Raw genomic sequence first — 10757 nt, forward strand, 5'->3', positions numbered from 1 at the left:
CGATGGTGACCTTTGCACAGGCGCAGGAACGCGCGGACGAGTGGATCAACGGCGACGTGCCCGCATACCAGCACCGCGAGGTGCGGGTACGGGAGTTCGAGCTGGGCTTCGTGGTGTGGGGCGAGGACCGTGCCGAGGGCCCGGTCTCGGACGGCGGCCGGCAACGGCTGGTGATCGCCAGGGACAGCGGTGAGGCGACCCTGTGGCCCGGACTGCCGGTGGGCGAGGTGATCCGACGGTACGAGGAGGAGTACGGCGCACATGATGCGGCCCCGGCCGCTCCGGAGCCGCCGCAGCGCATCGATCTGAACCAGACGTCGTTCCTGCTGAGCCCCCCGGAGTGGCTCCAGGAAGCGGCCGACAAGCTGGGTATCCCGGACCGTCGGGCGGACCGGGACGGGGACGCGGCTCCTTCGGCCCCTCCTTCGGAACCCTCGACGCCCTCGGCTCCTTCGACCGCTCCGCCTCCCGCCGCCCCTGCTGTTCCCGCACCCGCGGCTGCGCAGGGTTCGCAGGGTGGGCCGGTCGCGTACGAGCCCACCGCCAACGACGGCGTTCCGGCATCCCCGCCGAACGTGCCGGCCGGGTCCACCCCCTGGGCCGGGACCGACACCAACGCGGGCTCCGACGACGGTGCGGTGCCCCTGCCTGCCACGGTGTTCGCACCGCCGCTCTCGGGCGCCGACGACGAGGGCACCCCGCCGCCGGTCGTACCGGCCGATGCGCCGACCGCCCTGATGTCCGGTGGCAGCCAGTTGCCCCGGACGGCGCTCGTCCCCGGCACGGACCAACAGCAGGGAATCGGCACACCGGCACCCGGAACACCTGCCCCGAGCGCCCCGAGTGCTCCTGGCCCCGGTGCCGGTGACATCGCGGACGCGGCCACCAGCAAGGCCGTCGTGCCGCCGCGCGGTGCGCGCGGGGGCGGTTCGACGACCCCGCCGCCGCCCGGTGCCCCCGGCACCCCGGGCGCCAGGCCGGGTGGGCCCGTGCCACCGCCCTCGGGACCGGGTGCGCCCGGTGCTCCGGCGGGCGGCTACCTGCCGACGCAGCTCGTCTCCCAGCTGGGCCCGCCCGGCGCCCCGCAGCCGCCCGGCCCCCCGGCGCCGCCCGCTCCCCCCGGTTCGACGCCTCCGCCGCCCGGTGGCGGTGTTCACCATGCGGCGACGATGCTCGCGGACCCGAGCATGGGTGGCCCGGGTGCGCCGCAGCCTCCGGGTCCGCCCGGAGCCCCCGGAGCCTCGCAGCCGCCAGGTCCACCCGGAGTCCCCGGAGCCTCGCAGCCGCCGGGTCCGCCCGGCCCTCCTGCTCCTCCCGCTTCGACGCCTCCGCCGCCCGGTGGCGGGGTGCACCACGCCGCGACGATGCTCGCGGGCCCCGGTCAGGTCGGGCCGTCCGCGCCGCAGCCGCCCGGTCCGCCCGGTCCTCCCGGTCCGCCCGGTCCTCCCGGCCCGCCGGGAATGCCGCAGGGCGGCGCCCCCGGCCCCGTACCGCCGAATCCGCACACCCCGCCGCCTCCGGCGAACGGATATCCGCAGGCGCCGACCGGGCAGCCGACCGTCGGCCCCGGCTACCAGGCCGTGCTGCGCTACCGCGCGCCCGACGGCAGCGAGCAGCAGCTGATCCGCCGCTCGGCGCCCGGTACCCCGCACCCCGAGTGGCAGATGCTGCACGAGCTGCGGGCCATGAACGTGCCGCCGCAGCAGGTCATCGAGCTGCACACCGAGCTGGAGTCGTGCGAGCTGCCCGGTGGCTACTGCGCGCGGATGATCCGCGAGACCTGGCCACAGGTGCGGATCACCAGCGTCGCCCCGTACGGCACCGATCACGCCAGTCGCCAGCAGGGCATGCAGCATCTGCTCACCCATCAGGGTGAGCTGCATCAGGTGGCCGACGGGCCGGCTCGTCCCGCGCCGGTTCGGGCTCCGCTGCCGCAGATGCCGCTCGCGCCGCCGGTGCCGCCGGAGGTCATCGCCCAGGAGCTGCTGCAGACCTTCGGGCCGCAGGGCATCCTCCGCTTCGACCAGCGCGCGGTGTCCCGTCAGGGAGTGCCCGAGGCCGTGGCACGGACGCTGGTGTGGGCGGGGCTGCCCGCCGACTTCGGGCCGTTCTTCTGGGCGCAGCCGGGCCAGCCGGTGGTGCCGACGCTCGGCGAGCTGGCCGCACAGCGGCAGGTGCAGGCCGCCCCCGACGCGGGGTCGTACCTCGTCATGGGGTCCGACTTCGGGCGGGCGATCTGTGTCCAGTACGGCACCGCGAACATCGTGGCCGTGCCCGTCGAGGCGGGCCCTGGCGGGCAGTCGGTGGCGCCGCAGTTCGTGAACACCGGGCTGCCGGAGTTCCAGCGGTCGATGGCGCTGCTCGGCCGGATGTGGCGGCTGCGCTTCGGGCTCAATCCGGAGCAGGCGGGCCGCTGGACCGTCGACTTCCAGGCTCAGCTGGTGGCGCTGGACGCGGCGGCGCTGGCGTCGCCGGAGAGCTGGTGGTCCGTACTCCTTGAGCAGATGTGGGACGGGCTGATCTGATCGGGCCCGGCAGGTTCTGCGGATGGCGCCCGCTCCCGTGACAGGGGCCGGGCGCCACCCCTTGTGCTGTCTGTGAGACCGGTCGCTTCCGCCCGGAAAGCAGCCAATCGATTCCGGCTTCTGCGTCAATTGCCTCATCCTTGACTTATTGCTGGTGGCCGGAGAGTCGGAAAGAGGCGTCAAGGATGAGTTCTGCACCGTTGTCCGCGCATGGCTTCGTCGTGGTGCGAGGGCGTGGCTACCGCCCGGAGCAGGTGGACGCCAAGGCGTCCGACCTGTCGGCGGAGCGGGACGAGGCGTGGGACAAGGTGTCCCGGCTGATCGCGCTGGTGGAGGAACTCTCGGCCCAGTCGGTCCGGCTGAGCGAGGCCGTCGCCAAGCTCGCGCCGCAGAACTATGAATCGCTCGGTGAGCGCGCCCAGCAGATCCTGGCGCTCGCCGAGAGCGAGGCCCGGACCGTACGGGGCGCCGCCCAGGAAGCGGCGCAGGCGCTGCGGGACGCGACGGACGAGGCGGGCCGGGGGCTCCGCGAGTCGGCGCGCGCGGACTCCGAGGCGATGCGGGCAGCGGCCGAGAAGCACGCCGACGGGACGCTGACCACGGCCAGGGGCACCGCCGAGGAGACCGTGGCCGAGGCCCGCAAGGAGGCCGTGGAGGCGCGGGAGCAGGCGGAGTCCGTGATGGCCGAGACGCGTCACCGTACTGCGAGCGTCCTCGCGCACCAGGAGCAGGAGCATTCTGAGCGGTGGAAGACGGCCGAACGTGAGCTGGCGGAGGCCGAAACCGCGCAGGCCGCGCGCCACGACGAGCTGACCGAGCAGGCGGAGGCCCGCCTGGCCGAGGCGCGGCGGGCGCTGGCGGAGACGGAGGAGGCCGCACGGCACAGCCAGGAGGACTCCGAGGCGCAGGGTGCGGAGCTGATCGCGGCGGCCAGGGTCCGTGAGGAGCGCGTGGTCCGTGAGACGGAGCGGATCCTGCGGGAGCACGAGGAGGGCCGCGAGGAGGTCCAGGCGCACATGACGCACGTACGGAACACACTCGCGGCACTCACCGGGCGGGTGGCCCCGGATCCGGCGGAGGACTGATCGGTCCCGCTGCAACGACGATCTGCCGCAGAGCTTGGACCCGGGAACCGAACGCGCGATTTGCCCCGTGCTGGCAGCCCCAGTAGCTGTAAGGCGTCGTTGCCGGTGGTGTTGATCCTGGTCTTGGGCCGGGTGGGGTTCTTGCCCAGACGGACGGGACGGCCGTAGCGGCGTCCCCATTCCTCGTCCACCAGGCCGGCCAGCAGTGAGGCGCGAGGGCGGGCTGCCACCCGGCAGTCCGCCCTCACACTCGGTGCCACGGAAGCCGGGCCGTCACGGCCAGGTGTTCTCGATGCAGTCGTGCCTGATCGCATAGGCGGCCGGACCGCCCTTCTCGACCGCCCGGTAGACAGCGGAGCGATGGGTATCGAGGCGCTGCACCATCTCGATACTGCGCAGCTGCTGGTTGTCGAGGTAGAAGCGCACGGCCGACCGGTCCAGGACGGGCTGAATCTCCCGGTCGCGTGTCTTGATGCGGCCGTCCTTGGTTAACGGAACCCACGAACGGTCGAGGCCGTGGGTGATCCACTCCTCGTCGGGGATGTGCTGTCCGTCCTCGGGAAACACGTCCGCGATGCGGTGGACGACCCAGCCCCGCGCCCGCAGCTCTTCCGCCACGCGACGCCCGAAGTTCCGGTCGAGGAAGAATTCAGGCTGCAAGATGCACCACTGCTTCGCACAGCGTGTCCACCTGCTCCGGAGTCATGTCGAAGTCGTAGGCGATGTCCTCGACGGTTTCCCCGGCCTCCCACAGATCGGTGATGGCTTTGACGGAGACGTGGTTCGCCGCGACGACCGGCAGTCCGCGTCCGAACCGGGGGTCGATCACGACCGGGACTTCCTCCCCGTACTGCCTGAGTTGCAGGCTCGACGGGAAATCGTCATCAGCTTCCCAGGTGAGGTAGCGGAGGTATTCGGCCACGACCTCGTGGATGGGCGCCTGACCGTCCCTCGCCCTGCGCAGATCTCCGAGACCGTGCTCGACGAAGATGTCTACGCCGTCCGTCGCAATGCGCTTCGAGACCAGGCCGTACGGGGTGTCGAAGGCATCCCGTACCGCGGCTGCGGCCTCTCTGATCTCGCTCATGCGCAGCCCGAGGGTGCGCAGGGACCGCAGGACGTGGGCCTCGGCCACTGCGATGAACGGTACGGAGGGCTGTCCCTTGCGTGCCGGTTCGACCGCGTGCACCAGGGGGGCGCCGGCGGCCTTGCCGTTCAGCCAGGCGGCGAGGGTCGAATACGGAATCTGCAGGTACGAGGACGTCTCCGCGGGCGTCAGGAAGCCGTCCGTAAATCTGTCGACCATGGTCCACCTCCCGTGGCGTCGGCCCGCATCGTTGCACATCACCCCGCCCGCCGCTCGCAGGCGGCGTATCCGGGTGTCCGCCCACGCGCCGACCCTTGGATGCGGCAGCGTGTCGGCCGGTCCGAAGGCTTGCCGACTACCGGCCGGGGTGGAAGCGGCGGTCTCTCTTCAACTCGGCTATGAACGAGGTCCAGGAGTGCGCGGGGAAGGTCAGTGCCGGGCCGTCGGCGGTCTTGCTGTCACGGACGGGGACGACTCCGGGGAATCCGTCCGCCACTTCCACGCAGTCTCCCCCCTCCTGATTGCTGTAGCTGCTTTTGCGCCAGGCGGCGTCGGTCAGATCGGGACGGGACACTCGCGTCATGGTGGTTGTCCTCCCATCGCGGATCGGATCATTTCGAACGACATGAGGGGAGGCAGAGCTGCCGCCCGGAGCTGATCGTAGGTCACCGCGAAGCGCCTGACTTCCTCCGGATCCTCGATCAACTGGCCGTAATGCGCGCCTTCTGTATAGCTGACCTCTGTGCCGTCCGGCAGGACCAGTACGGTCAGGGAGCCGCCCATGGCGGCATGCTCGCCCTGTGCGAACGGCAGTACCTGCACGGTGATGTGGGGTTCCTCGGCCGTGGCCAGCAGGTGGGCCAGTTGGGAGTGCATGACTGCCGGGCCACCCACCGGGCGTCGTAGCACCGCCTCGTCGAGGACCACCCACAGCTCGGGACGATCGGCGGACCGCAGGCGCTTCTGGCGGTCCAATCGTGCCGACAGCCGCTCTTCCAGGTGTTCCTCACTCTTGAGTGTGCGTCCGACACTCAACACCGCCCGTGCGTAATCCTTGGTCTGCAGCAGGCCCGGCACCACGTGTGCGGCGTATTGCCTGATCGCCGCCGCACGCGCCGAGAGGTTCATGAACGCCTGCACCCAGTCCGGGAACGCCTCCCGGTGGACGAACGGCCACAGGTCGACCAGCAGGTCGTCCGCCACCAGCGCGGTATCCAGGGCCTGTGCCAGCTTCTGGGTCGGCTTGGCCCCGGACGACCGCTCGATCTGGGTGATCCGGGTGCTCACGACGTGCGTCATCCTGCCCACCTCCGCCTGGGTCAGCCCGGCCGCGGTACGGAGTTTGCGTACGCGTGAACCGAACAGGGCGGCCATCGAATGCTGGGGGTCGATTGCTTTGGCCATGGCGTCACAGGATTTCTCCCAGGATGCCCCGGGCTTCAGCCTGGGGAGGAATGGGTGCTTGGGGCGGAGCCGTATAGCGGCGGAGTTCGTTGCGCATCTGCTCTGACCTGTTTTTCTTTCGTTGTCAGTGGGGGTGGCTAGGTTGGGGGTCATGACGGCAGGAGTGCGGAGCGGGGAGAGTGCCGGGCATGCCCGGTATACCTACCGGCTTCGTGTGTCGTCCACCGCGGCCGCCGCGCTGGAAGCGGAGTGGGCGCGGTGCCGGTGGATCTGGAACGAGAGCTGCGCCCGGTCGAAGAGGGCCCATGCCGAGGATGAGAAGTGTGGCCCGGCCAGGCTGGACAAGATGCTGACCGAGGCCCGGACCGCGATGTCCTGGCTGCGTGAGGGCAGCAGCGTTCCGCAGCAGCAGTTGATCCGCGACTTCGGCAAGTCCCGGGCCAAGGCGCTCAAGGACATCAAGGCTCGGTTGCCGGTGCGGCAGCGTGCCGGGATGCCGAAGTACAAGAAGAAGCACGAGACGGACCCCACGCTCAACTACACGCAGCGCGGCTTCCGGTTGAAGGACGGTCGCCTGCACTTGGCCGGGGGTATCAGCTTGACCGTGGTGTGGTCGCGCGATCTGCCCAGGCCGCCGTCGTCGGTGCGCGTGTACCGGGACAGCCTCGGGCATTGGTATGCCGGCTTCGTCGTCCCCACCGTCATCGGGACGCTGCCCTCCACGGGCGCGGTGATCGGGATCGACTGGGGTGTGAAGGAGACGGCCACCACCACGTCCGATGACCATGACCTGCCCCACGCCGAGTACGGCAGGAAAGCCGTCGGCCGCCTCGCGCGCTATCAGCGGATGATGGCCCGACGCCGCGCGCCCCGGGGCAAGGCCCAGTCGAAGGGCTACCGCGAAGCGCGGCGGCAGGCCGCCAAGCTGCACAAGAAGGTGGCCCGGCAGCGGCAGGACACTGCCCGTAAGTGGGCCAGGACCGTGGTCCGCGACCACGACGCGCTGGCGGTCGAGGACTTCAAGCCGAAGTTCCTCGCCAAGTCCACCATGGCCCGGAAGGCCGCCGACGCCGCGATCGGCGCGACCAAGACGGCCCTGATCGAGATGGGCCGAAAGTACGGCCGGCCCGTGCACCTTGTCCATCCCGCGCACACCACCATGGACTGCGCGCAGTGCGGAGCGAGAACCAAGCACGCACTACCTCTCTCAGAACGAACCTACTCGTGCACCGCGTGCGGAGCCGTATCCCCCAGGGATAAGAACTCCGCCCGCGTGATGCTCGTCCGGGCTGGTCTCAACCCGGCTGGTGCTGATCGTGTAAGAGCTGACGGACCGCCGGTCCGCAGCCAACGTGAGCCAGGAATCCCTTCCCTTTAGGGAAGGGAGGATGTCAACTTCCGACCCTACGCACGCCCGTCGACTCTTGACTGCGGAACGTAGCGCATTCCGCACTCTGTGGGACGCGTGAGGAACGACGGGATGGGATGGATCGCACCATGCTCAAGGCAGTGACTGTGCCGGAGGACGGGCCGGAGCGAGAGCCGGACGGGGCTCTGCTTGCGGACGGACGGAAGACGGAGGCGCTTCAGAGCACCCAACGGCACTTCTTCTCAAGGCAGTTCTTCTCCACTTCCTGCGGCGCCCAGCTCGCCCGACTGGCGGCGGTGAGGCATCTCGACCAGTGGGGGTTGCCACCGGCGTCGGAGGCCTCCTGCACCGTTGCCCTGGTGGTCGCCGAGCTCGCCGCCAACGCTGTGCGTCATGGCAGGGTCCGTGGCCGGAACTTTCTCCTGAGCGTGACGTACGAGAGGGGAGCTCGGCGTATCCGGATCGAGGTCTCCGATGCCTGCCCGGAGCTACCGCCGGTCGGCCCGTCCATGCCGGCCGACGATGAGGAGTCGGGGCGCGGTCTGGTCCTCGTCGACGTGCTCGCCGCCCGGTGGGGGGCGGTTCCCCGTACTCCCCTCGGGAAGACGGTGTGGGCGGAGTGCATCGTTGAGTCAACTGCCGTGGATTAGCGGATAATTGGCGGGGTTCTCTTGGGTATCTGATCGCCAATCACCAGCCGATGCCTGCGGACTCCGCGCCCCCGTCCTCAGGTGCGGTCCACCGGCGCCGTGCCCGCCAGTATCCGCGGCTCCTCCCCGTCGTACCGGCGGCGTGCCTCGGCTGCCGTGTAACGCGGCAGCACCGTTCCCAGCCAGCCGGCCAGGAAGCCGGCCGGGATGGAGACGAGCCCGGTTGTGGTGAACGGGAACCAGTTGAAGTCGTACTCGGGGAAGACCGAAGAGGGCGAGCCCGAGACAAGATTGGTGCCGGTGATCAGCACCATGACGGTGACGGTGCCGACGATCAGGGTGCTGAGCAGTCCGGTACGGGTGAAGCGTCGCCAGAACATGCTGTAGACGAGCGCCGGGGCCAGCGCCGACGCACCGACACAGAACGAGAGCGTCGCCAGCGCCTGTACGTTCCAGTGCCTGGCCACAACGGCCAGCGTGATGGCGAGCAGCCCGACGACGACCGTCGAGGCCTGTGCCGTACGCATTTCGGACAAGCCCGCCAGCGGCTTCCTGTCCGGGGCGCGCACCCCGTGCAGGCCGTGGGCGAAGAGATCGTGCGCGAGGGAGTTCGCGCAGGCCAGGATCATTCCGGCGACCGAGGCGAGCAGGGTCAGGAAGATCGCCGTAGTCATCGTCGTGACGACCAGCGCGCCCAGCCTGCCGCCGCCCGCGACCACTTCGCTGACCTGGAGGATCGAGCTGTTTCCGGACGCCCCGGCGGCGGTGATGCGGTCGTGGCCGACGAGCGCCCCCGCACCGAAACCGATCACGACGAGCAGCAGACAGACGCCGGCGACCACGGCGACCGCCCAGGACAGCGAGCGGCGGACGGCCTGCGTGGAGCGAGCGCTCGTCATGCGCATGGTGACGTGCGGCAGACAGGCGGCGCCGAGCACCACGGTCAGTTCGGAGCTGACCATGTCGAGTCCGCTGCCGTCGAACTGGAGCCCCGAGCGCAGATACGCGGCCCCCGCGCCGCTGCTGTACCGGGCGGCCGAGAGCAGGGCGCCGGTGTCCCAGTCGAAGCGGTTCAAGATCAGTACGGCGATGGTGAACGCGGCGACCAGGAGGACCACGGTCTTCACGATCTGGATCAGCGAGGTGCCCTTCATACCGCCGATCGCCGCGTAGCCGATCATCAGGGCGCCGAGCCCGATGATGGCGCCGGTGCGGAACCCGGAGCTGTCGAACCCCAGGACGAAGGCGAGCAGATCGCCGCTGCTCGCGAGCTGGACGACCATCATCGGAACGAGCGCGGCGATGGTCGCCGCGCTGGCGGTGATACGGACCGCGCGGCCGGGGGCGCGGCGCACGAGCAGGTCGCCCATGGTGAACCCGCCCGCGTTGCGCAGCGGTTCGGCCAGCAGGAACATCAGCAGGACGAGCGAGAGGGTGATGCTCAGGGCGAGGATCATCCCGTCGTAGCCGGTGAGGGCGATGATGCCGGTGGTGCCGAGAACCGTGGCCGCGGAGAGATAGTCGCCCGCGAGCGCGAGGCCGCTGCGCAGGGGCGAGAGCGAGCGGGAGCCGGTGTAGAACTCGTCGAGGTCGTCGCGGTCCGGGCCGGTCATCACGCAGAGCAGCAGGGCCACGGTGGCCACGGCGAGGAAGGCCACCAGGGACATCGACTTCGCGGAATCGTCGAATCCGTTCACTGGGTCGCTCCCGTTCCTCGGAGCCGGGCGGCGAGCGGATCGACCTTGCTCCGGGCGGTCCGCTCGTACAGGACGATGGCGAGCAGTGTCACGGGGAGCTGGCAGAGCCCCAGCGCCAGGCCGATGTTGAGACCGCCGAACAGGGGACGGTCCATCAGGCCCTTGGCGAATCCGGAGAGCAGCAGGAAGACGACGAAGTAGCCGAGTGCGGTCAGGGTCGTGATGCGCCGCAGCAGCCGATACGCGGTGCGCAGCCGGCGCAGATCGCCGTGACGGCCCGGAACGGACACGGGTGCGGTGGGCGCGCTCGGCCGTTCCGGGGGTGGTGAGAGCTCCGCGCTCTGCCAGGGCAGCAGGTATTCGGGGTGATGCGGAGGCGGGGGCTGATGCCGCCGAGGCGGCTTCGGCAGCCGTCCGGGCCAGGAGGAGTACGGGGACGGGGGCGGGCTTCCGTACGACATCTGGGTGCTGCTCCTTGCATGGCTCGGGTCCTGGGCTGGACGGCAAGGCAGGAGTGCGGGTGCGCTGTCGGAAGCGCGAACATTACTCGCGGGTATGGCAGTTGGGGAGAGATTGGCCGGAACTACTCACGGTAATGGCTCAGTTGCGTGAGTTCTTGCCGAATGGAGTCCCTCTGCCCCACAGCCCGAAGAGCGCGGCGCCGACGCTCTGGCCGACCTGGCGGCACAAGAGTACGGAGGCGGTCGTCGTACCGCGCTCGGCCCGGCCGGCCGGCGACCGGACCCCGAAGATCAGCGGCAGCTGGAACAGCCCGAGCGCCGCGCCGAGCAGCAGCATGATCAGGGCGGGCTGCACCTGTTTTCTCGGGACGCCGTCTCACCCGTGAGCTGCGGCGGGGAGGTGCCGCTGCTGGGGGACGGGTACGAAGACCTCTGCGGACCTCAGGGACTGCACCCATGGGTGCAGTCCCTGAGACGGG

Annotated in this window: 10 protein-coding genes and 1 pseudogene; 4 read left to right on the forward strand and 7 right to left on the reverse strand. The window is 70.3% G+C overall.

Annotated elements, in window-relative coordinates; translation table 11 throughout:
- Window positions 1-2: 2 nt before the first annotated feature.
- Together ABTZ94_RS11990 and ABTZ94_RS11995 are read left to right on the forward strand one after the other, a co-directional pair.
- Window positions 3-2525 carry an SUKH-4 family immunity protein gene (locus ABTZ94_RS11990; RefSeq protein WP_351200067.1) on the forward strand — a complete coding sequence of 841 codons (2523 nt, stop codon included), beginning with the start codon at window positions 3-5 and terminating at the stop codon, window positions 2523-2525.
- Window positions 2526-2710: 185 nt separating this feature from the next.
- Window positions 2711-3610, forward strand: coding sequence for a coiled-coil domain-containing protein (locus ABTZ94_RS11995; protein ID WP_351200069.1), 900 nt, complete (start codon window positions 2711-2713; stop codon window positions 3608-3610).
- Between the two features lie 273 nt (window positions 3611-3883).
- Here the strand turns inward: ABTZ94_RS11995 and ABTZ94_RS12000 are convergent, their stop codons facing one another.
- From ABTZ94_RS12000 to ABTZ94_RS12015, 4 genes are all read right to left on the reverse strand, one after another.
- Complete coding sequence (locus tag ABTZ94_RS12000; protein WP_351200071.1) at window positions 3884-4270, reverse strand: PIN-like domain-containing protein; 387 nt, start codon at window positions 4268-4270, stop codon at window positions 3884-3886.
- Window positions 4260-4916, reverse strand: coding sequence for a DUF433 domain-containing protein (locus ABTZ94_RS12005; RefSeq protein ID WP_351200073.1), 657 nt, complete (start codon window positions 4914-4916; stop codon window positions 4260-4262). The genes ABTZ94_RS12000 and ABTZ94_RS12005 overlap by 11 nt, the downstream gene beginning before the upstream one ends.
- Before the next feature lie 136 nt (window positions 4917-5052).
- Window positions 5053-5280 (reverse strand): DUF397 domain-containing protein, encoded by a 228-nt coding sequence (locus ABTZ94_RS12010; protein ID WP_351200075.1) that lies wholly within the window; start codon window positions 5278-5280, stop codon window positions 5053-5055.
- Entirely contained in the window at window positions 5277-6101 is an 825-nt protein-coding gene (locus ABTZ94_RS12015) for a helix-turn-helix domain-containing protein (RefSeq protein WP_351200077.1), read from the reverse strand. The genes ABTZ94_RS12010 and ABTZ94_RS12015 overlap by 4 nt, the downstream gene beginning before the upstream one ends.
- A gap of 151 nt (window positions 6102-6252) precedes the next feature.
- On the opposite strand from ABTZ94_RS12015, the gene ABTZ94_RS12020 reads away from it, so the two are divergent.
- Window positions 6253-7479: an RNA-guided endonuclease InsQ/TnpB family protein gene (locus tag ABTZ94_RS12020; RefSeq protein WP_351200079.1), complete on the forward strand. Its 1227-nt coding sequence runs from the start codon at window positions 6253-6255 to the stop codon at window positions 7477-7479.
- Window positions 7480-7598: 119 nt separating this feature from the next.
- The gene (locus ABTZ94_RS12025) at window positions 7599-8120 is read left to right on the forward strand and encodes an ATP-binding protein (RefSeq protein ID WP_351200081.1); all 522 of its coding nucleotides are present in this window, start codon (window positions 7599-7601) and stop codon (window positions 8118-8120) included.
- Window positions 8121-8197: 77 nt separating this feature from the next.
- Here the strand turns inward: ABTZ94_RS12025 and ABTZ94_RS12030 are convergent, their stop codons facing one another.
- The 3 genes and pseudogenes from ABTZ94_RS12030 to ABTZ94_RS12040 form a co-directional block, all read right to left on the reverse strand.
- On the reverse strand, window positions 8198-9787 hold the full coding sequence (locus ABTZ94_RS12030; RefSeq protein WP_351200093.1) for a sodium/solute symporter: 1590 nt from the start codon (window positions 9785-9787) through the stop codon (window positions 8198-8200).
- 26 nt (window positions 9788-9813) lie between these two features.
- Complete coding sequence (locus ABTZ94_RS12035; RefSeq protein WP_351200083.1) at window positions 9814-10278, reverse strand: DUF485 domain-containing protein; 465 nt, start codon at window positions 10276-10278, stop codon at window positions 9814-9816.
- 169 nt (window positions 10279-10447) lie between these two features.
- Window positions 10448-10630 (reverse strand): annotated as a pseudogene (locus ABTZ94_RS12040) (MFS transporter); the annotation flags it as partial.
- Window positions 10631-10757 lie beyond the last annotated feature (127 nt).

The organism is Streptomyces sp. NPDC002785 (genome assembly GCF_040295565.1).
GTDB lineage: Bacteria > Actinomycetota > Actinomycetes > Streptomycetales > Streptomycetaceae > Streptomyces.

What these genes read in the sequence shown, in the direction of transcription:
- ABTZ94_RS11990 (WP_351200067.1), top strand. Translation starts at nt 3, where the DNA reads ATGGTGACCTTTGCACAGGCGCAGGAACGCGCGGACGAGTGGATCAAC.
- ABTZ94_RS11995 (WP_351200069.1), top strand. Translation starts at nt 2,711, where the DNA reads ATGAGTTCTGCACCGTTGTCCGCGCATGGCTTCGTCGTGGTGCGAGGG.
- ABTZ94_RS12005 (WP_351200073.1), bottom strand. Translation starts at nt 4,916, where the DNA reads ATGGTCGACAGATTTACGGACGGCTTCCTGACGCCCGCGGAGACGTCC.
- ABTZ94_RS12010 (WP_351200075.1), bottom strand. Translation starts at nt 5,280, where the DNA reads ATGACGCGAGTGTCCCGTCCCGATCTGACCGACGCCGCCTGGCGCAAA.
- ABTZ94_RS12015 (WP_351200077.1), bottom strand. Translation starts at nt 6,101, where the DNA reads ATGGCCAAAGCAATCGACCCCCAGCATTCGATGGCCGCCCTGTTCGGT.
- ABTZ94_RS12020 (WP_351200079.1), top strand. Translation starts at nt 6,253, where the DNA reads ATGACGGCAGGAGTGCGGAGCGGGGAGAGTGCCGGGCATGCCCGGTAT.
- ABTZ94_RS12025 (WP_351200081.1), top strand. Translation starts at nt 7,599, where the DNA reads ATGCTCAAGGCAGTGACTGTGCCGGAGGACGGGCCGGAGCGAGAGCCG.
- ABTZ94_RS12030 (WP_351200093.1), bottom strand. Translation starts at nt 9,787, where the DNA reads ATGTCCCTGGTGGCCTTCCTCGCCGTGGCCACCGTGGCCCTGCTGCTC.
- ABTZ94_RS12035 (WP_351200083.1), bottom strand. Translation starts at nt 10,278, where the DNA reads ATGTCGTACGGAAGCCCGCCCCCGTCCCCGTACTCCTCCTGGCCCGGA.